26 protein-coding genes are annotated in these 22,400 nt (G+C 69.7%); 4 read left to right on the top strand and 22 right to left on the bottom strand.

Translation table 11 applies throughout. The features are described from left to right. The first annotated feature begins 57 nt into the window (after positions 1 to 57). Positions 58 to 1,479 carry an NAD(P)H-hydrate dehydratase gene (locus AB0I82_RS26195; protein ID WP_363259782.1) on the top strand — a complete coding sequence of 474 codons (1,422 nt, stop codon included), beginning with the start codon at positions 58 to 60 and terminating at the stop codon, positions 1,477 to 1,479. A 103-nt stretch (positions 1,480 to 1,582) separates the two neighbouring features. Here AB0I82_RS26195 and AB0I82_RS26190 read toward each other — a convergent pair whose 3' ends face one another. From AB0I82_RS26190 to AB0I82_RS26180, 3 genes are read right to left on the bottom strand one after another with little or no spacing between them, the layout of a single operon-like run. Continuing rightward, complete coding sequence (locus tag AB0I82_RS26190) at positions 1,583 to 1,951, bottom strand: holo-ACP synthase (RefSeq protein WP_363259781.1); 369 nt, start codon at positions 1,949 to 1,951, stop codon at positions 1,583 to 1,585. Continuing rightward, complete coding sequence (gene glmS / locus AB0I82_RS26185; protein ID WP_363259780.1) at positions 1,948 to 3,795, bottom strand: glutamine--fructose-6-phosphate transaminase (isomerizing); 1,848 nt, start codon at positions 3,793 to 3,795, stop codon at positions 1,948 to 1,950. The genes AB0I82_RS26190 and glmS overlap by 4 nt, the downstream gene beginning before the upstream one ends. A 48-nt stretch (positions 3,796 to 3,843) precedes the next feature. Continuing rightward, positions 3,844 to 4,062: a hypothetical protein gene (locus tag AB0I82_RS26180; RefSeq protein WP_363260007.1), complete on the bottom strand. Its 219-nt coding sequence runs from the start codon at positions 4,060 to 4,062 to the stop codon at positions 3,844 to 3,846. A 229-nt stretch (positions 4,063 to 4,291) separates the two neighbouring features. On the opposite strand from AB0I82_RS26180, the gene coaA reads away from it, so the two are divergent. Together coaA and AB0I82_RS26170 are read left to right on the top strand one after the other, a co-directional pair. Then, the gene (gene coaA, locus AB0I82_RS26175; protein ID WP_030262900.1) at positions 4,292 to 5,281 is read left to right on the top strand and encodes a type I pantothenate kinase; all 990 of its coding nucleotides are present in this window, start codon (positions 4,292 to 4,294) and stop codon (positions 5,279 to 5,281) included. Positions 5,282 to 5,313: 32 nt separating this feature from the next. Further along, positions 5,314 to 6,264 (top strand): DUF389 domain-containing protein, encoded by a 951-nt coding sequence (locus AB0I82_RS26170; protein WP_363259779.1) that lies wholly within the window; start codon positions 5,314 to 5,316, stop codon positions 6,262 to 6,264. A gap of 2 nt (positions 6,265 to 6,266) precedes the next feature. Here the strand turns inward: AB0I82_RS26170 and glmM are convergent, their stop codons facing one another. The 5 genes from glmM to AB0I82_RS26145 all read right to left on the bottom strand — a co-directional run bounded on the left by glmM (position 6,267) and on the right by AB0I82_RS26145 (position 11,813). Beyond that, a complete protein-coding gene (gene glmM, locus AB0I82_RS26165) occupies positions 6,267 to 7,625 on the bottom strand; it encodes a phosphoglucosamine mutase (RefSeq protein WP_363259778.1) in 1,359 nt (452 codons plus the stop codon). Positions 7,626 to 7,788: 163 nt separating this feature from the next. Beyond that, on the bottom strand, positions 7,789 to 8,292 hold the full coding sequence (gene rpsI / locus AB0I82_RS26160) for a 30S ribosomal protein S9 (RefSeq protein WP_030262889.1): 504 nt from the start codon (positions 8,290 to 8,292) through the stop codon (positions 7,789 to 7,791). A gap of 43 nt (positions 8,293 to 8,335) precedes the next feature. After that, on the bottom strand, positions 8,336 to 8,779 hold the full coding sequence (gene rplM / locus AB0I82_RS26155) for a 50S ribosomal protein L13 (RefSeq protein WP_030262884.1): 444 nt from the start codon (positions 8,777 to 8,779) through the stop codon (positions 8,336 to 8,338). Positions 8,780 to 8,980: 201 nt separating this feature from the next. Next, positions 8,981 to 10,078 (bottom strand): glycosyltransferase 87 family protein, encoded by a 1,098-nt coding sequence (locus tag AB0I82_RS26150; protein ID WP_363260006.1) that lies wholly within the window; start codon positions 10,076 to 10,078, stop codon positions 8,981 to 8,983. A 115-nt stretch (positions 10,079 to 10,193) separates the two neighbouring features. Beyond that, positions 10,194 to 11,813: an ATP-binding cassette domain-containing protein gene (locus AB0I82_RS26145; RefSeq protein ID WP_363259777.1), complete on the bottom strand. Its 1,620-nt coding sequence runs from the start codon at positions 11,811 to 11,813 to the stop codon at positions 10,194 to 10,196. Between the two features lie 102 nt (positions 11,814 to 11,915). Between AB0I82_RS26145 and AB0I82_RS26140 the strand changes: the two genes are divergently transcribed. Beyond that, positions 11,916 to 12,770 (top strand): hypothetical protein, encoded by an 855-nt coding sequence (locus AB0I82_RS26140; RefSeq protein ID WP_363259776.1) that lies wholly within the window; start codon positions 11,916 to 11,918, stop codon positions 12,768 to 12,770. Between the two features lie 54 nt (positions 12,771 to 12,824). On the opposite strand, the gene truA is transcribed toward AB0I82_RS26140, so the two are convergent. The 14 genes from truA to rpsE form a co-directional block, all read right to left on the bottom strand. Beyond that, on the bottom strand, positions 12,825 to 13,676 hold the full coding sequence (gene truA / locus AB0I82_RS26135; protein ID WP_363259775.1) for a tRNA pseudouridine(38-40) synthase TruA: 852 nt from the start codon (positions 13,674 to 13,676) through the stop codon (positions 12,825 to 12,827). A 75-nt stretch (positions 13,677 to 13,751) separates the two neighbouring features. Beyond that, on the bottom strand, positions 13,752 to 14,219 hold the full coding sequence (gene rplQ, locus AB0I82_RS26130) for a 50S ribosomal protein L17 (protein ID WP_363259774.1): 468 nt from the start codon (positions 14,217 to 14,219) through the stop codon (positions 13,752 to 13,754). Between the two features lie 160 nt (positions 14,220 to 14,379). Further along, entirely contained in the window at positions 14,380 to 15,402 is a 1,023-nt protein-coding gene (locus AB0I82_RS26125) for a DNA-directed RNA polymerase subunit alpha (RefSeq protein WP_003956430.1), read from the bottom strand. Positions 15,403 to 15,511: 109 nt separating this feature from the next. Then, positions 15,512 to 16,138, bottom strand: coding sequence for a 30S ribosomal protein S4 (gene rpsD / locus AB0I82_RS26120; RefSeq protein WP_363259773.1), 627 nt, complete (start codon positions 16,136 to 16,138; stop codon positions 15,512 to 15,514). Positions 16,139 to 16,164: 26 nt separating this feature from the next. After that, positions 16,165 to 16,569 carry a 30S ribosomal protein S11 gene (gene rpsK / locus AB0I82_RS26115; protein ID WP_004571845.1) on the bottom strand — a complete coding sequence of 135 codons (405 nt, stop codon included), beginning with the start codon at positions 16,567 to 16,569 and terminating at the stop codon, positions 16,165 to 16,167. Between the two features lie 63 nt (positions 16,570 to 16,632). Then, positions 16,633 to 17,013 (bottom strand): 30S ribosomal protein S13, encoded by a 381-nt coding sequence (gene rpsM / locus AB0I82_RS26110; protein WP_030262856.1) that lies wholly within the window; start codon positions 17,011 to 17,013, stop codon positions 16,633 to 16,635. Between the two features lie 198 nt (positions 17,014 to 17,211). Beyond that, positions 17,212 to 17,325: a 50S ribosomal protein L36 gene (gene rpmJ / locus AB0I82_RS26105; protein ID WP_003956441.1), complete on the bottom strand. Its 114-nt coding sequence runs from the start codon at positions 17,323 to 17,325 to the stop codon at positions 17,212 to 17,214. Positions 17,326 to 17,382: 57 nt separating this feature from the next. After that, on the bottom strand, positions 17,383 to 17,604 hold the full coding sequence (gene infA / locus AB0I82_RS26100; protein WP_030262853.1) for a translation initiation factor IF-1: 222 nt from the start codon (positions 17,602 to 17,604) through the stop codon (positions 17,383 to 17,385). Positions 17,605 to 17,894: 290 nt separating this feature from the next. After that, entirely contained in the window at positions 17,895 to 18,731 is an 837-nt protein-coding gene (gene map / locus AB0I82_RS26095) for a type I methionyl aminopeptidase (RefSeq protein WP_363259771.1), read from the bottom strand. A gap of 128 nt (positions 18,732 to 18,859) precedes the next feature. Further along, a complete protein-coding gene (locus AB0I82_RS26090) occupies positions 18,860 to 19,516 on the bottom strand; it encodes an adenylate kinase (protein ID WP_363259770.1) in 657 nt (218 codons plus the stop codon). Next, a complete protein-coding gene (gene secY / locus AB0I82_RS26085; protein WP_030262844.1) occupies positions 19,516 to 20,829 on the bottom strand; it encodes a preprotein translocase subunit SecY in 1,314 nt (437 codons plus the stop codon). Before secY ends, AB0I82_RS26090 begins: the two co-directional genes overlap by 1 nt. A gap of 283 nt (positions 20,830 to 21,112) precedes the next feature. Continuing rightward, positions 21,113 to 21,568, bottom strand: a complete 456-nt coding sequence (gene rplO / locus AB0I82_RS26080) for a 50S ribosomal protein L15 (RefSeq protein ID WP_351590560.1) — start codon at positions 21,566 to 21,568, stop codon at positions 21,113 to 21,115. 1 nt (position 21,569) lies between these two features. Next, positions 21,570 to 21,752, bottom strand: coding sequence for a 50S ribosomal protein L30 (rpmD, locus tag AB0I82_RS26075; protein ID WP_031050958.1), 183 nt, complete (start codon positions 21,750 to 21,752; stop codon positions 21,570 to 21,572). After that, on the bottom strand, positions 21,749 to 22,354 hold the full coding sequence (rpsE, locus tag AB0I82_RS26070; protein ID WP_030262835.1) for a 30S ribosomal protein S5: 606 nt from the start codon (positions 22,352 to 22,354) through the stop codon (positions 21,749 to 21,751). Before rpsE ends, rpmD begins: the two co-directional genes overlap by 4 nt. Positions 22,355 to 22,400: the final 46 nt, after the last annotated feature.

The following is a 22,400-nucleotide window of genomic DNA, read 5'->3' as shown; positions in this document are numbered from 1 at the left end:
GACCGCGGTCCGCCCGGATACGGCGGCGCCGCGCCCCACCGGGTGAGACTGGGGGGCATGAGGACTGCTTACAGCGTGGAGAAGGTGCGGGCGGCGGAGCGGGACCTGATGGCGCGGCTGCCGGCCGGGGCCCTGATGCAGCGGGCCGCCGCGGGCCTCGCGGCGGCCTGTGCGGATCTCCTGGGGCGGGTGTACGGGTCCCGGGTGGTGCTGCTGGTGGGCAGCGGCGACAACGGCGGTGACGCCCTGTACGCGGGCGCCCGGCTGGCCCGCCGGGGCGCCGGGGTGCGCGCGGTGCTGCTGTCCCCGGAGCGGGCGCACCAGGGCGGTCTGGCGGCCCTCCGGGCGGCGGGCGGCCGGGTGTCGGCCGACGCGCATGCCGACATCGGCCGCGCGGACCTCGTCGTGGACGGCATCGTGGGCATCGGCGGCAAGGGCGGGCTGCGCCCGGAGGCGGCGGAGCTGGCCGAGGCCGCGCGCGGCAGGACGGTACTCGCGGTGGACCTGCCGAGCGGGGTGAACGCGGACACCGGAGAGGTGGACGGGACGGCCGTACGGGCGGACGCGACGGTGACGTTCGGCGCGTACAAGCCGGGGCTGCTGATCGATCCGGCGCGCGAGTACGTGGGCGCGCTGCGGCTGGTGGACATCGGCCTGGAGCTCCCGGAGGAGCCGGACGTGGCGGCGCTGCAGCACGCCGATGTGGCGGCGCTGCTGCCCGTACCGGCGGCGGACAGCGACAAGTACCGGCGCGGCGTGGTCGGCGTGGTGGCGGGCTCGGCGCGCTATCCGGGCGCGGCGGTACTGGCCGTATCGGGCGCGCTGCGCGGCGGCGCGGGCGCGGTCCGGTACGTGGGCCCCGGCGGCGACGCGGTGATCGCCGCACACCCGGAGACGCTGGTGCACGCCGGGCCGCCCTCGAAGGCGGGCCGCGTGCAGGCGTGGGTGATCGGACCGGGGCTGGGCGACAACGAGGCGGCGGTGGCGGACGTACTCGCCTCCGACGTGCCGGTACTCGTGGACGCCGACGGGCTGCGCTACCTGGACCCGGCGCGGCTGCGCGCCCGTACGGCGCCGACGCTGCTCACCCCGCACGCGGGCGAGGCGGCGGCCCTGCTGGGCGCGGCGCGCGAGGAGGTGGAGTGCGCCCGGTTGCACGCCGTACGGGAGCTGGCCTCCCGGTACGGCGCGACGGTGCTCCTCAAGGGCTCCTCGACGCTGGTCGCCGCCCCCGAGGGAGCCACCGCCCGCGTCAATCCGACCGGCACGGGCTGGCTGGCCACGGCCGGCAGCGGCGACGTGCTCTCGGGGCTGGCCGGTTCGCTGCTGGCCACGGGGCTGACCCCGCTGGACGCGGCGTCGGCGGGCGCGTACCTGCATGGCCTGGCGGCCCGTCAGGCGGCGGCCCACACCGTCCCGCTGACGGCCTGCGACGTGGCGGCGGCCCTGCCGGAGACATGGCTGTCGGTGACCGACTAGGCGCGCCACCTCCAGGGGCGCGGGGAACTGCGCGACCAGCCACTACGCGCCCGCGCGTGGCCACCGATGCGCACCCCCGCGGCGCGATCAGCGGAGGGACGACTCACCCCTCGGCGATCACCACCGCCGAGGCCACGCCGGCATCGTGGCTGAGCGAGACGTGCCAGGAGCGGACCCCGCGTTCCGCGGCGGCCGCCGCCACCGTGCCCCACACCCGCAGCCGCGGCTGCCCGCTCTCCTCGACGTACACCTCGGCGTCCGTCCAGTGCAGGCCGCGCGGCGCGCCCAGCGCCTTGGCGAGCGCCTCCTTCGCGGCGAACCGGGCCGCGAGGGAGGCGACGCCGCGCGGCTCGCCGCCGGGCAGATAGCGCTCGGTGTCGACGAAGAGCCGGTCCAGCATCTGCGGCGTACGCTCCAGCGCCGCGGCGAACCGGTCGATCTCGGCGACGTCGATCCCCACCCCGATGATCATTCGACGGTCACCGACTTGGCGAGGTTGCGCGGCTGGTCGACCTCGTTGCCGCGGGCCGTGGCCAGCTCGCAGGCGAAGACCTGCAGCGGCACGGTGGCCACCAGCGGCTGCAGCAGGGTCGGCGTCACGGGGATGCGCACGAGGTGGTCGGCGTACGGCACGACCGTCTCGTCGCCCTCCTCGGCGATGACGATGGTGCGGGCGCCACGGGCCCGGATCTCCTGAATGTTGGAGACGATCTTGTCGTGGAGTACGGAGCGCCCGCGCGGCGACGGCACGATCACCACCACCGGCAGGTCCTCCTCGATCAGCGCGATCGGCCCGTGCTTCAGCTCGCCCGCCGCGAACCCCTCGGCGTGCATGTACGCCAGCTCCTTGAGCTTCAGCGCGCCCTCCAGGGCCACCGGATGGCCCACGTGGCGGCCGAGGAAGAGGACGGTGTTCTTGTCGGCGAGGCCGCGCGCCAGCTCCCGTACCGGCTCCATCGTGCCGAGCACCTCGTCCACCTGGGTGCCGATCTCGGCCAGCTCCTTCACCACGGCCTGGATCTCGTCGCCCCACTTCGTGCCGCGCACCTGGCCCAGGTACAGCGCGACCAGGTAACAGGCGACCAGCTGGGTGAGGAACGCCTTCGTGGAGGCGACGGCGACCTCGGGCCCGGCGTGCGTGTAGAGCACCGCGTCGGACTCGCGCGGGATCGTCGAGCCGTTGGTGTTGCAGATGGCGAGCACCTTCGCGCCCTGCTCACGGGCGTGCCGCAGCGCCATCAGGGTGTCCATGGTCTCGCCGGACTGGGAGATCGCGATGACCAGCGTGCGGTGGTCCAGGATCGGGTCGCGGTAGCGGAACTCGCTCGCCAGCTCGACCTCGCACGGGATGCGCGTCCAGTGCTCGATGGCGTACTTCGCGATCAGCCCGGCGTGGAAGGCCGTGCCGCACGCCACGATGACGACCTTCTGCGCCTCCCGCAGCACCGCGTCCGGGATGCGCACCTCGTCCAGTGAGAGCCGCCCGTCCGCGCCGATGCGCCCCAGGAGGGTGTCCGCGACCGCCTTGGGCTGCTCGGCGATCTCCTTGAGCATGAAGTAGTCGTAGCCGCCCTTTTCGGCGGCCGAGGCGTCCCAGTCCACGTGGTACGGGCGCACCTCGGCCGGGCGGCCCTCGAAGTCGGTGACCTGGACGCCGTTCCGGCGCACCTCGACGACCTGGTCCTGGCCCAGCTCGACGGCCTCCCGGGTGTGCGCGATGAAGGCGGCCACGTCGGAGGCGAGGAACGCCTCGTCGTCGCCGAGGCCGACGACCAGCGGGGAGTTCCTGCGCGCGCCCACCACCACGTCCGGCGCGTCGGCGTGCACCGCGACGAGGGTGAAGGCGCCCTCCAGCCGGCGGCAGACCTGCCGCATCGATTCGGCGAGGTCGCCGCAGGAGGAGAAGGACTCCGCCAGCAGGTGCGCGACCACCTCGGTGTCCGTCTCGGAGGCCAGCTCGTGGCCGCGGTCGGTCAGTTCGGCGCGCAGCGCGGCGAAGTTCTCGATGATGCCGTTGTGCACGACCGCGACCCGCCCGGAGTTGTCCAGGTGCGGATGGGCGTTGGCGTCGGTGGGGCCGCCGTGCGTGGCCCACCGGGTGTGCCCGATGCCCGTACTGCCGGCCGGCAGCGGGCGCGCCGCCAGCTCCTTGTCCAGATTGGCGAGCTTGCCGGCCTTCTTCGCCGCCGCCAGGCCGCCGTCGGCGAGCACCGCGACGCCCGCCGAGTCGTAGCCGCGGTACTCCAGCCGCTTCAGTCCGGCCAGTACGACGTCAAGGGCCGACTGCCCGCCCACGTATCCCACGATTCCGCACATGAAGGCAGCCTACGGCGCGCGGAGATCAATACCCGCGTCCCATACGGGTCAATGCCCGCGCTCGATCCGGTCGATGGCCTCCTGGACCAGTTCGAGGAATTCCACCTCCTCACAGCGCGGCTTGCTGCCCATCTCGTACAGGACCAGGCAGTCCGTCAGCTCCTCCCCCAGGTCCTCGTCGGGGAGTTCGGCGGCCAGTTCGCTGTGGACCAGGCCGGCGTGGCCGCCGGATTCCGGGGCCGCCACTGTCTCCGCACCGGCTCTCAGCCGGTGCTGTCGTACGTAATCGAGCAGGCGTGTCACCGTGCCCACCCCCCATTTCTCGCGACGCAGAAAATGACGCGCTCCCCCACCGCCGGACGCTACCGAGGAAAAGCTGATTGGTATAGACATGCGGTATTGCGCCACCCAAGAGGACGGCCGAAGGGCCATCAGGGTTGCCCCGCAACGCCACCCCGGGATGAGCGGTGGCGGGCGGCTGCGGACAATGGGCGGCGTGCCCATGACGACAGAGCAGCCGCAGCAACGCCGCCGCGCCGACGCCACGCCGTACGTCGACATGACCCGCGCGGAGTGGAGCGCCCTGCGCGAGAAGACCCCGCTCCCGCTGAGCGCCGAAGAGGTCGAGCGGCTGCGCGGCCTGGGCGACGTCATCGACCTGGACGAGGTACGCGACGTCTACCTGCCGCTCTCCCGGCTGCTGAACCTCTACTTCGGCGCCACCAGCAACCTGCGCGGCGCGCTGAACACCTTCCTGGGCGACCAGAAGGGGCACGGCGCCCAGGAGGGCACGCCGTTCGTGATCGGTGTGGCGGGCAGCGTCGCGGTCGGCAAGTCCACCACGGCCCGCCTCCTCCAGGCGCTGCTGGCCCGCTGGCCCGACCACCCCCGCGTGGAGCTGGTGACCACCGACGGCTTCCTGCTGCCCAACGCCGAGCTGCACCGGCGCGGCCTGATGTCCCGCAAGGGCTTCCCCGAGTCCTACGACCGGCGCGCCCTGACCCGCTTCGTCGCGGACGTGAAGTCCGGCAAGGCCGAGGTCACCGCGCCGGTCTACTCGCACCTGATCTACGACATCGTGCCCGGCGAGCGGCTGACCGTGCACCGCCCCGACATCCTCATCGTCGAGGGCCTCAATGTCCTGCAGCCCGCGCTGCCCGGCAAGGACGGCCGCACCCGGCTCGGCCTCGCCGACTTCTTCGACTTCTCGGTGTACGTGGACGCCCGCACCGAGGACATCGAGCAGTGGTACCTCGGCCGGTTCCGCAAGCTGCGCGAGACCGCCTTCCAGAACCCGTTCTCGTACTTCCGCAAGTACGCCCAGGTCTCGGAGGAAGAGGCACTGGAGTACGCCCGGATGAACTGGCGCACCATCAACAAGCCCAATCTGCAGCAGAATGTGGCCCCCACCCGGGGGCGCGCGAACCTCGTGCTCCGCAAGGGACCCGACCACAAGGTGCAGCGGCTGTCGCTGCGCAAACTCTGAACGAGCCGAACGAGAACTTCGAGGACCCTGCTGTGCTGCATCTGCGACTGATCGTCCCGCCGGACCGTACGGACGAGGTGGTGTCGCTGCTGGAGAAGACGGTCGGCACCGCCCATCTGGTGGTAATGGCCGGTGCGGCCCGCAGCCCCGTCGGGGACGTGATCACCTGCGATGTGGCACGGGAGGCGGGCGACGGGCTGCTGCGCGAACTGCGTGAGCGCGGCATCGACGACTGCGGGTCGATCGCCGTCGAGCACATCGACCTCTCGCTGTCCACGCGCGCCGCCCAGGCCGAGGAGGACGCGCCGGGCGAGGGCGCGGACGCGGTCCTGTGGGAGCAGCTGAGCGACGCGACGCACGAGGAGTCGACGCTCAACGTCACCTACATCGCGTTCCTGACGCTGGCGACGATGATCGCGGCATGCGGTGTCGTACTGGACAACGCGATCCTGATCGTGGGCGCAATGGCGGTCGGCCCGGAGTTCGGGCCGCTGGCCGGGATCTGCACGGCGGTGGTCCAGCGCGCGCCGCGGCTCGCGTGGCGGTCACTGGTGGCGCTGATCGGCGGGTTCGCGGTCGCGATGGTGCTGACCGTCGGCTTCTCGTACTTCATGGACGCGGTGGGCCTGTTCACCAAGGACCAGGCGGAGGGCGCGCGCCCGAACACGGCCTTCATCTGGCAGCCGGACCTGATGTCCTTCGTGGTCGCCTTCCTTGCCGGCATCGCGGGCACGCTCTCGCTGACCTCGTCCAAGTCCGGCGCGCTGGTCGGCGTCGCGATCTCCGTGACCACGGTCCCCGCCGCGTCCAACGCGGCGGTCGCCTTCATCTACGGCGACTACCCACAGACGGTGGGCTCCGTCGGCCAGCTGCTCCTCAACCTGGCAGGGATCGTGATCGCAGGCACGCTCACGCTGGTCGCCCAGAAGTTCCTCTGGGCGCGCCAGCGTGAGCGCGAGCGTGCCGCCGTACGGGCGGACTGACCTCAGCCGAGCGCGGACTTCACTACGTCGGCCAGCCGGCCGGCCACGGCCTTCGCCTGCTCCAGGTCGGCCGCCTCCACCATGACGCGGACCAGCGGCTCCGTGCCGGAGCTCCGCAGCAGCACGCGGCCCGTCGCGCCCAGCTCGCGCTCCGCGTCGGTCACCGCGGCCGACAGCTCGGCGGAGGTGGCGACCCGGGACTTGTCCACGTCCGGGACGTTGATCAGGACCTGCGGCAGCCGCTCCATGACGCCCGCCAGCTCCGCCAGCGAGCGGCCCGTCGCCGCGACCCGCGCCGCCAGCATCAGGCCGGTCAGCGTGCCGTCGCCGGTCGTGGCGTGGTCCAGCACGATGACGTGCCCGGACTGCTCGCCGCCCAGCGCGAAGCCCTTGGCCTTCATCTCCTCCAGGACGTACCGGTCGCCGACCGCGGTCTGCACGAGCGCGATGCCCTCGCGCTCCAGCGCCAGCTTGAAGCCCAGGTTGGACATGACCGTGGCGACCACGGTGTTCTGCCGCAGGGTGCCCGCGTCCCGCATGCCGAGGGCGAGGACGGCGAGGATCTGGTCGCCGTCGACCTCGTTGCCCGCCGCGTCCACGGCCAGGCAGCGGTCCGCGTCGCCGTCGTGCGCGACACCCAGGTCGGCGCCGTGCTCGACGACCGCCGCACGCAGCTTCTCCAGGTGCGTGGAGCCGCAGCCGTCGTTGATGTTCAGCCCGTCGGGGTCGGTGCCGATCGTGACGACCTCGGCGCCGGCCCGCGCGAACGCCTCCGGGGAGACCCGCGCCGCCGCGCCGTGCGCGCCGTCGATGACGACCTTCAGCCCGTCCAGGCGGTTCGGCAACACGCCGACCAGGTGCGCGACGTAGTTGTCGAAGCCCTCGTTGTAGTCCTTGACCCGGCCCACGCCCGCGCCGGTCGGCCGGTCCCACGGCTCGCCGGAGGCGTGCCCGCGGTACATGCTCTCGATCCGGTCCTCCAGCTCGTCAGCGAGCTTGTGCCCACCGCGCGCGAAGAACTTGATGCCGTTGTCGGGCATCGGGTTGTGACTCGCGGAGAGCATCACGCCCAGGTCCGCGCCGAGCGCGCCGGTGAGGTACGCGACCGCCGGGGTCGGCAGCACGCCCACCCGCAGCACGTCCACGCCCGCGCTGGCCAGCCCCGCCACCACGGCGGACTCCAGGAACTCCCCCGAGGCCCGGGGATCGCGCCCGACCACGGCCACCGGCCGGTGGTCTTCAAAGGTGCCCGCTTCCGCGAGCACATGCGCCGCAGCGACCGACAGCCCGAGCGCGAGCTCTGCCGTCAGATCCGCATTGGCGACGCCGCGCACCCCGTCCGTGCCGAAGAGTCGTCCCACTGGTGTCCTCCGAGTTCATGAGCTTGGACCAGACTGTTATGTCCAGGTATACGCCTATCTGGTCCCGGATAGCCGAACGCCCCGGCGGCACGGAAAGTGCCCCCGGGGCGTTCGCCAAGCTGCGCGCGAAGCGCGAAAGCTGCACACGAGGCAGCGAGCGTGATTAGCGCTTGCTGTACTGCGGCGCCTTGCGGGCCTTCTTCAGACCGGACTTCTTGCGCTCGACCGCACGGTCGTCGCGCTTCAGGAAGCCGGCCTTCTTCAGCGGGCCACGGTTGTTCTCCACGTCCGCCTCGTTCAGCGCACGGGCCACGCCCAGACGCAGCGCGCCGGCCTGGCCGGAGATGCCGCCGCCGGAGATGCGGGCGACAACGTCGTAGCGGTTGTCGAGCTCGAGCACCTTGAAGGGCTCGTTGACTTCCTGCTGGTGCACCTTGTTCGGGAAGTAGCCCTCGAGGGTGCGGCCGTTGATCTTCCACTGGCCGGTACCCGGGATGATCCGGACGCGGGCAATGGCGTTCTTGCGGCGGCCCAGGCCGGCGGCCGGCTGCGGGTCACCGAAGCGGGAGGCGAGGGACTCGGAGGTGTACTCACCCTCCAGCGGCGCCTCGGTCTCGGTGGTGTACTCCTCGACCTCGAGCGGGGTCTCGGCGGTGGTCTCAGCCACGATGCTCCTCAGATTCTCTTCGTCTTAGGGGGTGTGGCCGGACTTACTGCGCGACCTGGGTGATCTCGAACGGGACCGGCTGCTGAGCAGCGTGCGGGTGCTCGGCGCCCGCGTAGACCTTCAGCTTCGAGAGCATCTGACGGCCCAGGGTGTTCTTGGGGAGCATGCCCTTGATGGCCTTCTCGACAGCCTTCTCGGGGTTCTTGTCGAGCAGCTCGTCGTAGCGGACGGAGCGCAGACCACCCGGGAAGCCGGAGTGGCGGTACGCCATCTTCTGCGACCGCTTGTTGCCGGACAGGTGCACCTTGTCGGCGTTGATGATGATGACGAAGTCACCGGTGTCGACGTGAGGGGCGTAGACCGGCTTGTGCTTGCCCCGCAGGAGGGAAGCAGCCTGAGTCGCCAGACGGCCCAGGACAACGTCCTGCGCGTCAATGATGTGCCACTGGCGCTGGACATCGCCGGGCTTGGGGCTGAACGTACGCACGTTTTAGCCTTCGCTTCTGAGTGATGGGACCTGTAACTGGCCACCTTGGTCGATACGCCGACACGGGCGGCTCCGGGTGACGCAACCCATTGCCTGCCGTCGGTCATCGGCCCGGTGGACCGGCGTAAGGGCCCCTCACGTGAGATAGAGCAAGCCAATACGCATAACAAACAGGCAGAATACCGGGCTCCTCCAGGCGGGTCAAAACGCGCCTCGTACGGGGGTGCGATCCTCGCCACCTGCGGCCGGGCGGCGCCGCAGACAGGCCCAGCCCAGTACGGCCGCCAGCGTCCACAGCATCGCCGCGTCCTTGAAGGCCCGCCGCCGGATGTCCTCCAGATGCGGCCAGTCCAGCCCGGAGACCTGCGGCACCAGGCCGATCCAGAACCACACCGTGCGAGGTACGGAGCCGGGCAGGGCGATCGATGCAAGCAGCGGCCCGAGGGCGACCAGGAGGTAGTGGTCGAAGGACGGCCGGGAGACGAGGAAGGCCGCGAGCAGCAGCATCGCCGCGGTCTCCACCAGGCGCAGCGGCCCGTCGTCGCCGCGCCGCCAGCGCAGATACGCACAGGCCACGCCCGCGGTGGCGGCCGCCACCGCCACCCCGTAGGCCACCGTCCCCGGCATCCCGAGCCGGGCCAGCACCGCGCCGAGCGAGGCGTCGTACGGCCGGGCGAAGGCGTCCTGCCCCCGGAGCAGAAACGGCAGCGTACGGGTGAAGAACATCCCCGGGCGCGGCATCGCGAGCGCGGCGAGGGCGGAGACGAGAAGCGGCACTGCGATCGCCGCGGCCAGCGCCCGCCACCGCCGCGCGAAGACGAACAGCAGCAGTACGGGTACGAGCATCGGCTTGATGGCCAGCGCGAGCCCGAGGACCGCCCCGGCCGCCGCCCATCGCGTACGGCGGGCCAGCAGCAGCGCGAGCGGCAGCGCCACCACCGAGGCCAGCGTCCAGTTGCCGAGCGTGACGAGATTGCGGAAGGGCTGGAAGAAGGGCAGGGCCACCACGACCAGCACCGCCAGCCGGCTCCCCGCCGCGACCCCGAAGATCCGCAGACTCAGCCACCAGCCCAGCAGGACGAGCCCGACCCCGGCCGCCGGGACCAGCCACACCAGCCACCCGCCGGGCAGCAGCGCCTCGGGCACCGCCGCGAGCACCGCCCCCGGCAGATACAGGAACCGCTTGTCGGCATAGGGCGCCCCGCCGTCCAGCAGGGCACGCGCCGCCCGCACAGCAAAAGCGTTGTCCATCCCCAGGTGGCCCCCGCGCCGCACGGTCGCCCACACCACGACAGCCATCAGCCCGGCAGCCACCGCCCGCAACGGCCAGGGCGCGGGCCGCAGCAGCCACGCCACCGCAGGAGAATCACCCGGTTTGTCCGCCGTCACGCGGCCAGGCTAGAAGCCCGCCGCGCTACCGCTCCCGCTCGACACGGCGCTCGTCCCACACCGGCTCGGACGTCTCCCGCACCCGCCCATCAGCCCCGAAGACCAGATACCGGTCGAAGGACCGCGCGAACCACCGGTCGTGCGTCACCGCCAGCACCGTCCCCTCGTACGCCTCCAGCCCCACCTGCAGCGCCTCCGCCGACTCCAGGTCGAGGTTGTCGGTCGGCTCGTCCAGCAGGAGGGCCGTCGTGCCCGACAGCTCCAGGAGAAGGATCTGGAAGCGGGCCTGCTGGCCGCCGGAGAGGCGGTCGAAGCGCTGCTCGGCCTGGCGGCTCAGCTCGTACCGGCGCAGCGCGCTCATCGCCTTGCCGCGGTCCTTGGCGTGCTCCTCCCAGAGGATGTCGAGGAGGGTGCGGCCCTCCAGCTCCGGGTGGGCGTGGGTCTGCGCGAAGTGGCCGGGGACGACGCGGGCGCCCAGCTTCCACGCACCCGTGTGCGACACGTCCTCGCCCGCGAGCAGCCGCAGGAAGTGCGACTTGCCCGAGCCGTTCGAGCCGAGGACCGCGACCCGCTCGCCGTAGAAGACCTCCAGCGAGAAGGGCTTCATCAGGCCGGTGAGCTCAAGGTCCTCGCAGGTCACGGCCCGTACGCCGGTCCGGCCGCCGTGCAGCCGCATCGTGATGTCCTGCTCGCGCGGCGGCTCCGGCGGCGGCCCGATCTCCTCGAACTTGCGGAGCCGGGTCTGGGCCGCGTGGTAGCGCGAGGCCATCTCGTGGCTGTTCTCGGCGGCCTGTCGCAGATTCCGTACCAGCTTCTTCAGCTGCTCGTGCTTCTCGTCCCAGCGCCGCCGCAACTCCTCGAAGCGCGCGAACCGCTCCTTGCGAGCCTCGTGGTACGTGCCGAAGCCACCACCGTGCACCCATACGTCGCTGCCCGCCGGGCCCGGCTCGACGCTGACGATCTTCTCCGCTGAGCGGGCCAGCAGCTCCCGGTCGTGGCTGACGAACAGGACCGTCTTCTTGGTCTCCCGCAGCCGCTCCTCCAGCCAGCGCTTCCCCGGCACGTCCAGATAGTTGTCCGGCTCGTCCAGCAGCAGCACCTCGTCCGTGCCGCGCAGCAGCGACTCCAGGACCAGCCGCTTCTGCTCGCCGCCGGAGAGCGTGCGCACCTGCCGCCACTGCGCCTTCTCGTACGGGACGCCCAGCGCGGCCATGGTGCACATGTCCCAGACCGTCTCGGCCTCGTAGCCGCGCGCCTCGGCCCAGTCGCTCAGCGCCTGCGCGTACGCCATCTGCGCGGCCTCGTCGTCGACCGTCATGACCGCGTGCTCCGCGTCGTCCACGGCCTTCGCCGCCGCCCGCAGCCGCGGCTGGGACACCGACACCAGCAGGTCCCGCACCGTACGGTCGTCCCGCACCGAGCCCACGAACTGCGGCATCACCCCGAGCCCGCCGCTGACCGTCACCGCGCCGCCGTGCGGCTGCAGCTCCCCCGCGATCAGCTTCAGCAGCGTCGTCTTGCCCGCGCCGTTCGCCCCGACCAGTGCGACCGTGGCGCCCTCCCCCACGCGGAAGGACACGTCCCCCAGCAGGACCCGCCCATCGGGCAGGTAGTACTCCAGGTGTCCGGCTTCCACATGTCCCATGCGGGGAATTGTCGGGCCCGTACCGCTCATGGGCCAAACGGTTTACCGGGCCGCCCGGCACCGGCCCCCGCCCTGTCACGGGTGAGCACTAGGATGCGCGCCATGAGCTTTGGGCAAGGGGGGCCGTTCGGCCCCGGGGGATCGGGTCCGTCCACGCCGGACTGGAACGCGCTGGCGGAACAGAGCGAGGCGAGCGGAAAGCGCAAGCGGCTGCTGATGATCGGCGGCGGCGTCCTGGCCACCCTCGCGGTGGCCGGCATCGTCGCCACGGCCGTGATCAGCAGCAACGGCGGCAGCAACAAACCCTCGGCACTGCCCTCACCCGAGAAGCTCCCCGACGAGAAGGCCGAGCCCAAGCCGACCTTCTCCGACGTGAATGTCCCGCCGCCGCCGGACCCGATGGACTACATCACCGACCCCAAGAAGGACACCGCGCCGCTCACCACCGCCTCGCTCTTCCCCGAGAAGCAGCTGACGGCCGGCGGCCGCGCCTACCCGAAGGCCACCACCGGCGCCACCGACAGCTGCGCGAGCGTCGCGCAGGGCGGCCTCGGCGCGGTCCTGAACAAGCACGGCTGCCAGAAGCTGCTGCGCGCCACGTTCTCCCGGGACGGCGTCGCGGTCACGGTCGGCATCGCCCGCTTCGAGACGAAGGCGGCCGCGGCCGCGGTCAAGAACGAATACAAGCCCAACCTCGCCGCGCTGGCCGGCGGCAAGGTCGCCCCGTTCTGCCAGGCCACGGCCTGCCGGACGTCGGCGAACGCGGCCGGCCGGTACGCGTACTTCACGATCGCCGGCTACCTCAACGGCCAGGCCGTCACCGGCAGCGAGACCAAGGCCCTGCAGGCGAGCCGGGACGGCGCCCAGTACGCCTGGGGCCGGATCATGCAGCACGGGCGCGACCAGGCCGACGCGGTGGCGAAGAAGCAGCAGCAACAGGCGCAGAAGAAGAGCTGAGCCGCCGCTGGCGGGGCAGACGCGGGCGGGGCAGGCACCTGCCCCGCCCCACGCTCAGCAGCAGCCCGCGCCCGGCAGGGTCCGCTTGTTCCGCGCCTCCTTGTTGCGGGCCGCGAGCAGCTCGTCGGCCGGGTAGCCGACCTCCTCCAGGGTCAGCCCGTGCGGCCGTACGACGTGCACCGCCGAGTCCCGCACGCCCGCCGCGAGCACCTTGCCCGGCCACTCCACGGGCCGGTGCCCGTCGCCGACGAACAGCAGCGCGCCGACCAGCGACCGCACCATGTTGTGGCAGAACGCGTCCGCCTTCACGGTCGCCGTGACGATCCCGTCCGCGTCCCGCTCCCAGCTCAGCTCCTGCAGCGTACGAATGGTCGTCGCGCCCTCGCGCCGCTTGCAGTACGCCGCGAAGTCGTGCTCGCCCAGCAGCGGCTGCGACGCCTCGTTCATCGCCGCGACGTCCAGGTCCCAGTCGTGCCACAGCACGTGCCCGCGCAGCAGCGGGTCGACGCCGCCGGGGTGATCGGTGACCCGGTACGCGTACCGCCGCCAGATCGCCGAGAACCGCGCGTTGAACCCGGCGGGCGCCTCGGCGACCTTCCACACCCGTACGTCCTTCGGCAGCCGCCCGGCGAGCCGCCGCCGCAGCTTGTCACCGTGCTCGGCCCACAGCTCCTGCGGCAGGTCGACATGGGCCACCTGGCCGCGCGCGTGCACGCCCGCGTCCGTCCGCCCCGCCACGGTCAGCTCGTACGTCTCCTGCGCCCGCGTCACGGTCCGCAGCGCGTCCTCGATCTCCTGCTGGACCGTCCGCCGCTCCCGCTGCTTGGCCCACCCCGAGAAGTCCTTCCCGTCATAGGAAAGATCCAGCCGCACCCGCACGTACCCGGGCTCTACTTCGTCGCTCACACCAGCAATCCTCTCAAGCGGAACGGGCCCGCTTCCCCAAAGGGAAACGGGCCCGTCCACCAGCCTCGATCAGGCTCAGGCGTCCTTGGACTCCTCGGCCGGCGCCTCGGCGGCGGCCTCGTCGGCCTCCTTGACCGCGCGCTTCGCGGCGGCCTCGGCCTCGGCGACGGTCGCCTTCTTGGCGATCTCGCCCTCGACCAGCTCGATCACAGCCATCGGGGCGTTGTCGCCACGACGGTTGCCGATCTTGGTGATACGGGTGTAGCCACCCGGACGCTCGGCGTAGCGCGGCGCGATCTCGGTGAACAGCGTGTGCACGATGCTCTTGTCCGTGATCGTCTGCAGCACCAGGCGACGGTTGTGGATGTCGCCCTTCTTCGCCTTGGTGATCAGCTTCTCCGCGACGGGGCGCAGGCGGCGGGCCTTGGCCTCGGTCGTGGTGATGCGGCCGTGCTCGAAGAGCGACTTGGCGAGGTTCGCCAGCAGCAGCTTCTCGTGCGCGGCGCTGCCGCCCAGACGGGCACCCTTGGCGGGACGCGGCATGGTGTTTCTCCTTGATCTCTGCACCGGCCGTATCAGGTACCAGTGTCAGTGTCCGAGCGAGCGGTTGCCCGTCGGAGACCCGCGCCCCGTAAGGGGCGCGGGGAACTGCGCGATCAACCGAAGCGGACCCGCAGCAAAAATCAGACCGTCAGGCCCGAGCTCAGTACTGCTCGGTCTCGACGAAACCCGCGTCCGCGTCGTCGTCGGCGCCAAAGGCGTCAGCAGCGGCGGTCGGGTCGAATCCGGGCGGGCTGTCCTTCAGGGCCAGACCCATGCCGGCCAGCTTCGCCTTGACCTCGTCGATCGACTTCGCACCGAAGTTGCGGATGTCGAGCAGGTCCGCCTCGGAGCGGGCGACGAGCTCACCCACGGAGTGGATGCCCTCGCGCTTGAGGCAGTTGTAGGAGCGGACCGTGAGCTCCAGCTCCTCGATCGGCAGCGCCAGGTCGGCGGCCAGGGCGGCATCCGTCGGGGACGGGCCCATGTCGATGCCCTCGGCGTCGATGTTGAGCTCGCGGGCCAGACCGAACAGCTCGACCAGGGTCTTACCGGCCGACGCCATGGCGTCACGCGGACGCATGGCCTGCTTGGTCTCGACGTCGACGATCAGCTTGTCGAAGTCGGTGCGCTGCTCGACTCGGGTCGCCTCGACCTTGTAGGTGACCTTGAGAACCGGCGAGTAGATGGAGTCGACCGGGATACGGCCGATCTCCTGGCCCACCTGCTTGTTCTGCACCGCGGAGACGTAGCCGCGACCGCGCTCGACGGTCAGCTCCATCTCCAGCTTGCCCTTGCCGTTCAGCGTGGCGAGGACCAGGTCGGGGTTGTGCACCTCGACACCGGCCGGCGGCGCGATGTCCGCGGCGGTGACCAGGCCGGGGCCCTGCTTGCGCAGGTACATCACGACCGGCTCGTCGTGCTCCGAGGAGACGACCAGCTGCTTGATGTTCAGGATGAGGTCGGTGACGTCCTCCTTGACGCCCGGCACGGTGGTGAACTCGTGCAGGACACCGTCGATGCGGATGGACGTGACCGCCGCACCCGGAATCGAGGAGAGGAGCGTACGACGCAGGGAGTTGCCGAGGGTGTAACCGAAGCCCGGCTCCAGCGGCTCGATCACGAACCGGGAGCGGTACTCGTCGACGACCTCTTCGGTCAACGAGGGACGCTGAGCGATCAGCATGTTTTTGATCCTTCAGTCGTGGACGCCCGCTATTTGACGCCCGCTGTACTACAAGGGTACGGGCGGTACGGCCCAAAAGTGCCGTACCGCCCGTGACCGCAGATCCCTACTACTTCGAGTAGAGCTCGACGATCAGCTGCTCCTGCACCTGGGTGTCGATCACCTGGCGCTCGGGCAGCGAGTGCACGAGGATCCGCAGCTTCGAGGGGATCGCCTCCAGCCACGCCGGAACGGTCTTCTCGCCGGCCTCGGCCTGAGCCACCTGGAAGGGGGTCATGTTCCGAGACTTCTCGCGGATCTCGATGATGTCGTTCACAGCCACGCGGGCCGACGGGATGTCGGTCTTGCGGCCGTTCACGTTCACGTGTCCGTGACGGACCAGCTGACGGGCGTGGTCGCGGGACTTCGCGAAGCCCGCCCGGTAGACCACATTGTCCAGTCGGGTCTCAAGGATGCGCAGAAGGTTCTCACCGGTCTTGCCGGTCTTCTGGTTCGCCTCCTTGTAGTACCCGAGGAACTGCTTCTCAAGAACACCGTAAATACGGCTGCACTTCTGCTTCTCACGCAGCTGCAGCAGGTACTCGCTGTCCTTGGTGCGCCCGCGACCGTGCTCACCCGGGGGGTAAGGACGGATCTCGATCGGGCACTTCGCGCTCTCGCACTTGCTCCCCTTGAGGAAGAGCTTCTGCTTCTCCCGACGGCAACGCTTGCAGTCGGCCCCGGTGTAACGCGCCATATTCTTGTGTCTCCTACTTCAGCTGGTCAGACGCGGCGGCGCTTCGGCGGGCGGCAGCCGTTGTGCGGAGTGGGCGTGACGTCCTGGATCGAGCCGACCTCGAGGCCGGTGGCCTGGAGGGAGCGGATCGCGGTCTCACGGCCGGAGCCGGGACCCTTGACGAAGACGTCCACCTTGCGCATGCCGTGCTCCTGCGCGCGACGCGCGGCCGACTCGGCAGCCATCTGCGCGGCGAACGGAGTCGACTTCCGCGAACCCTTGAAGCCCACGTGACCGGCCGAAGCCCAGGAAATCACGTTGCCGGTGGGGTCGGTGATCGAAACGATCGTGTTGTTGAACGTGCTCTTGATGTGAGCGTGCCCGTGGGCGACGTTCTTCTTCTCCTTGCGGCGCACCTTCTTGGCGCCGGCCGTACGGCCCTTCGGAGGCATTCATTACTCCCGTGGAGGTGGTCGGTCCTACAGCGAAGACCGCTGATAAGCGTCCGCTGAGGACTACTTCTTGCCCGGCTTCTTCTTGCCGGCGATCGCGCGACGCGGGCCCTTGCGGGTACGAGCGTTCGTGCTGGTGCGCTGGCCGTGGACGGGCAGGCCACGACGGTGGCGCAGGCCCTGGTAGCAGCCGATCTCGACCTTGCGGCGGATGTCGGCCTGGATCTCGCGACGGAGGTCACCCTCGGTCTGGAGATTGGCGTCCACGTACTCGCGGATCTTGACCAGGTCCTCTTCGGGAAGGTCACGAACGCGGGTGTTCGGGTCGACACCGGCAGCGGCGAGGGTCTGCTTCGCCAGCGTGCGGCCGATGCCGAAGACGTAGGTGAGGGCGACCTCCACACGCTTTTCGCGCGGGATGTCAACACCTGAAACGCGTGCCATCGAATGGCTCCTGTGTTGATTCGGGGGTCTGCCACAGAGCCGCTCCCAGCCGCCGACCGCTCTTGAATGAAGAGCAGTGGTACGACCTGGGTCCCCGGCCCCCGCCGGGGGTGTCGTCAGCCTTTACGGCCCGACGGGCTCTGCGTATGTACGTTGTGCTTGCGTCGCGCGAAGAACTGCGGAAGTGCAGGTCGTGCGTCAGCCCTGGCGCTGCTTGTGGCGCAGGTTGTCGCAGATGACCATGACCCGGCCGTGGCGGCGGATCACCTTGCACTTGTCGCAGATCTTCTTGACGCTCGGCTTGACCTTCATGGGGTGAGGTTCTCCGGGTCAGTGCCGTACGCCCCACGGGAGGGGCAGCGGCAAGATCTACTTGTAGCGGTAGACGATCCGCCCACGCGTCAGGTCGTACGGAGACAGCTCCACGACGACCCGGTCATCCGGGAGGATGCGGATGTAGTGCATCCGCATCTTGCCGCTGATGTGCGCGAGGACCTGGTGACCGTTCTGAAGCTCCACCTTGAACATCGCGTTCGGGAGGGACTCGATCACGGTGCCCTCGATCTCGATGGCACCTTGCTTCTTGGCCACGCTTCGCCCTTCGAATCGGCTACCTTGATCGGCTCTCGTATGATTCACCTGATCCCTGCGTCCGGGGACGCAGGCATACGGATGCACGAGATCCGACGCGTCAGTCTACGTCAGCGCACACGAAAAGACGAATCCACGATTATTGCCCAGACACGTAGATCGTTACGCCAGGGGATCGGGAGCAGTCTCAATGCCGGCCCCCCTCTTGACGCCGCTCTCGCGGGCTCGGCGCCTGGGGCGCCTCACGGGCTTCGAGCGGCTGCGCCGGCCTCCGACCGGCGGCTCCTCGCTCACGCCAGCGGATCGGGCGCGGCCTCAATGCCGTACTCGGCGAGCTTGGCCTTGCCGCCGTCGGGCGCCGTGAGGACCAGGGGGCCCTCCTCGGTCAGCGCGACCGAGTGCTCCCAGTGCGAGGACCAGCCGCCGTCGTTGGACTTCACGGTCCACTCGTCCTCGAGGACGTGGGTCTTGGCGGTACCGAGGTTGACCATCGGCTCGATGGCGATGCAGAAGCCGGGGACCAGCTTCGGGCCGCGGCCGCGCTTGCGGTCGACGTAGTTCAGCAGGTGCGGGTCCATGTGCATCTGCGATCCGATGCCGTGGCCGCCGTAGTCCTCGACGATGCCGTACTTACCGGTGGACGGGCGCGGCTGCCGGCGGATGTAGCCCTCGATCGCCTTGGAGATGTCCACCAGGCGGTTGCCCTTGCGGACCGCGGCGATGCCGGCCCACATCGACTCCTCGGTCACCCGGCTCAGCTCGACCAGCTCCGCGGAGTGACCGGAGCCCACGAAGGCCGTGTACGCGGCGTCACCGTGCCAGCCGTCGACGATCGCGCCGCAGTCGATGGAGATGATGTCGCCGTTCTGCAGGACGTCGTCCGCGGAGGGGATGCCGTGCACGACCACGTCGTTCACCGACGTGCAGATCGTCGCGGGGAAGCCGCCGTACCCGAGGAAGTTCGACTTGGCGCCGTGCTCGGCCAGCACCTTGCGCGCGGCGTCGTCCAGGTCCTTGGTGGTGGCGCCGGGCACCGCCGCCTCGCGCGTAGCGGCGTGGATCGCGGCGACGACCAGCCCCGCCTCGCGCATCTTCGCGATCTGCTCCGGGGTCTTGATCTCCACCATTGGCAATAGCGCCTTCCTGCACCGACTACTGGGACGTTTCTGCGGCGGCCGGGAAAGCCGCCCCATACACGATACGGCCGTGGCCCCCCTGCCGGGGACCACGGCCGTATCGGAGAGTGCGTGAGCGCTTACGCCGCTTCGCGCTCCAGCGCCGCCATCGCGCGCGCGGTGACATCCTGGACCTTGCCCATCGCCGAGATGGTGGTCACCAGGCCCTGCGCGCGGTAGTAGTCGATGATCGGCTCGGTCTGCGTGTGGTAGACCTCAAGACGGTTGCGGACGGTGTCCTCGCGGTCGTCGTCGCGCTGGTACAGCTCGCCGCCGCAGACGTCGCAGACGCCCTCCTGCTTCGGCGGGTTGTAGGCCACGTGAAAGACATGGCCCGAGTCCTTGCGACAGATGCGGCGGCCGGCGATGCGCTTGACCACCTCGTCCTCGGGGACCTCCAGGTCCAGGACCGCGTCCAGCTGCACGCTGTCGTCCTTGAGGGCCTCGTCCAGCGCCTCGGCCTGCGAGACGTTCCGCGGGAAGCCGTCCAGCAGGAAGCCGTTCGCGGCGTCGGCCTGGTTCATCCGGTCGCGCGCCATCCCGATGGTGACCTCGTCCGGGACCAGGTTTCCCGCGTCCATGTACGACTTGGCCTCAAGCCCGAGGGGCGTGCCCTGGCTGATGTTGGCGCGGAACAGGTCGCCCGTGGAGATGTGCGGGATCGCGAGGTTCTCGGCGAGGTACGCAGCCTGCGTACCCTTGCCTGCCCCAGGAGGACCGACGAGGACGATTCGCATCAGCGGAGGAACCCTTCGTAGTTACGCTGCTGAAGCTGGCTCTCGATCTGCTTCACGGTCTCCAGACCCACACCCACGATGATCAGGATGCTCGTCCCGCCGAACGGGAAGTTCTGGTCCGCGTTGAAGAGCACCAGCGCCACCGTTGGCACCAGTGCAATGAGACCCAGATACAGCGAGCCCGGCCACGTGATCCGGTTGAGCACGTAGCTGAGGTACTCGGCCGTCGGGCGACCAGCCCGGATACCCGGGATGAAGCCACCATACTTCTTCATGTTGTCGGCAACTTCTTCGGGGTTGAAGGAGATGGCGACGTAGAAGAAGGCGAAGAACACGATCAGCAGGAAGTACGTAACGATGTAAACCGGCCCATCTCCGCGCTGGAAGTGTGTCTGAAGCCACGTGGCCCAGCCTGCCTTCGAGCCGCTGAACTGCGCGATCAGCGCAGGGATGTAGAGCAGCGACGACGCGAAAATGACAGGAATCACACCTGCCTGATTCACCTTGAGCGGGATATAGGTGGACGTTCCGCCGTACGAACGACGCCCGATCATGCGCTTGGCGTACTGCACGGGGATACGGCGCTGAGCCTGCTCGACGAAGACCACCAGCGCGATCATCACGAGTCCGATGGCAATCACGGAACCGAATTCGATCCAGCCGTCGGCGAGCTTGCCGGACACCTTGATCTGCCACAGCGCGGCCGGGAAACCGGAGGCGATCGAGATGAACATCAGGATCGACATGCCGTTGCCGATGCCGCGGTCCGTGATGAGCTCACCCAGCCACATGACCACGCCGGTGCCGGCGGTCATGCAGATGACCATCGTGATGGTCGTGAAGATGGCCGGGTCGGGAATGATTTCGTTGCGCAGGGTGCACGTGCTGAAGAGCGAGCCACTGCGGGCCGTGGCCACCAGGCCGGTGCCCTGCAGGATCGCGAGTGCCACGGTGAGGTACCGGGTGTACTGCGTGATCTTCGCCTGCCCGGACTGCCCCTCCTTCTTCAGGGCCTCCAGCCGTGGGATCACCACGGTGAGCAGCTGAAGGATGATGCTCGCCGTGATGTACGGCATGATCCCGAGCGCGAAGAGTGTGATCTTGAGCAGCGCACCGCCGCTGAACATGTTCACCAGGCCGAAAAGCCCACTACCGGAGCCGGCCTGCTTCATGCAGGTTTCGACGTTGGAGTAGTTCACTCCAGGAACCGGTACGTGCGCCCCGAGCCGATAGACCAGCACGATGCCCAGCGTGAACAGCAGCTTCTTGCGCAGGTCGGGCGTCTTGAACGCTCGGGCGAACGCGGTGAGCACGGTGCCTCCTGCGCCCCCCGCCTCGTGGGCGAGAGGTGACGGTCTTGAGGATCTACGAATACTGAGCGGCCGAAAACCGCGCGGCCCCCGGCCGCGCGGCGTAATCTCCGCGGCCTGCCACATCAGTGACCTGAAGTAGCAGCCCCCGGCGAAAGTACAGCAATAGTGCACGCCACCTTACCGGCGACCATGCCCCCCTTGGAACGACCAACCGGGGATGCCCCAATTCGTGGGCATCCCCGGTCAGTTGATTCACTCGCGTCGGAGCGGCGTCAGAGAGGTGTCAGAGCAGCTCGGTGACGCTGCCGCCGGCGGCGGCGATCTTCTCCTTGGCGGAGCCGGAAACGGCGTCGACCGTCACCGTCAGCGCCACGGAGATCTCGCCCTGGCCCAGGACCTTGACGAGCTCGTTGTTGCGCACCGCGCCCTTGGCGACCAGGTCGGCCACCGTGACCTCGCCACCCTGCGGGTAGAGCGCGGCCAGCTTCTCCAGGTTCACGACCTGGAACTGCTTGTGGGCGGGGTTCTTGAAGCCCTTCAGCTTCGGGAGACGCATGTGGAGGGGCATCTGGCCACCCTCGAAGCGCTCCGGAACCTGGTAACGGGCCTTGGTGCCCTTGGTACCACGACCAGCGGTCTTACCCTTGGACGCCTCACCACGACCCACACGGGTCTTGGCGGTCTTGGCGCCCGGGGCAGGACGGAGGTTGTGGACCTTCAGCGGGTTGTTCTCCGCCATGTCAGTCGACCTCCTCAACCGTCACGAGGTGGCGGACGGTGTGCACCATGCCGACGACCTCGGGGCGGGCCTCCCGGACGACGCTGTCGTTCAGGCGCTTGAGGCCGAGCGAACGGAGCGTGTCGCGGTGGTTCTGCTTGCTACCGATGTAGGACTTCGTCTGGGTGATCTTGATCCGCATCACGCGTTCACCCCGGCACGCGCCCGCAGCAGAGCGGCGGGAGCAACGTCCTCCAGCGGCAGGCCACGACGGGCCGCGATCTCCTCGGGGCGCTGAAGGCCCTGAAGCGCGGTCACCGTGGCGTGCACGATGTTGATCGGGTTCGACGAACCGAGCGACTTGCTCAGCACGTCGTGGATGCCGGCGCACTCGAGCACGGCGCGCACCGGGCCACCGGCGATCACACCGGTACCGGGGGAAGCAGGCTTGAGCAGGACGACGCCCGCGGCCTTCTCGCCCTGGATGGGGTGCGGGATGGTGCCGGCGATACGGGGGACCTTGAAGAAGTGCTTCTTGGCCTCCTCAACACCCTTGGCGATGGCGGCCGGCACCTCCTTGGCCTTGCCGTAACCGACACCCACGGTGCCGTCACCGTCGCCCACCACGACCAGCGCGGTGAAGCTGAAGCGACGACCACCCTTCACAACCTTGGCGACACGGTTGATGGCGACAACACGCTCGACGTAAGCGGTCTTTTCGGCAGCTGCGCCGCCGTCCCGCCGGTCCTTACGGTCCCGCCGCTCGCCGCCACCGGCGCCGCCACCGCGGCGCTGGGGTCCAGCCATTGGAATTACCTCTCTCTGCTTTGTCCGCTAGCTACGGAACCGGGGC

The sequence above is a fragment of the Streptomyces sp. NPDC050315 genome (genome assembly GCF_040655775.1).
In the GTDB taxonomy this organism is placed as follows: Bacteria; Actinomycetota; Actinomycetes; order Streptomycetales; family Streptomycetaceae; genus Streptomyces.
This window is presented reverse-complemented; position numbering and strand designations above follow the sequence as displayed.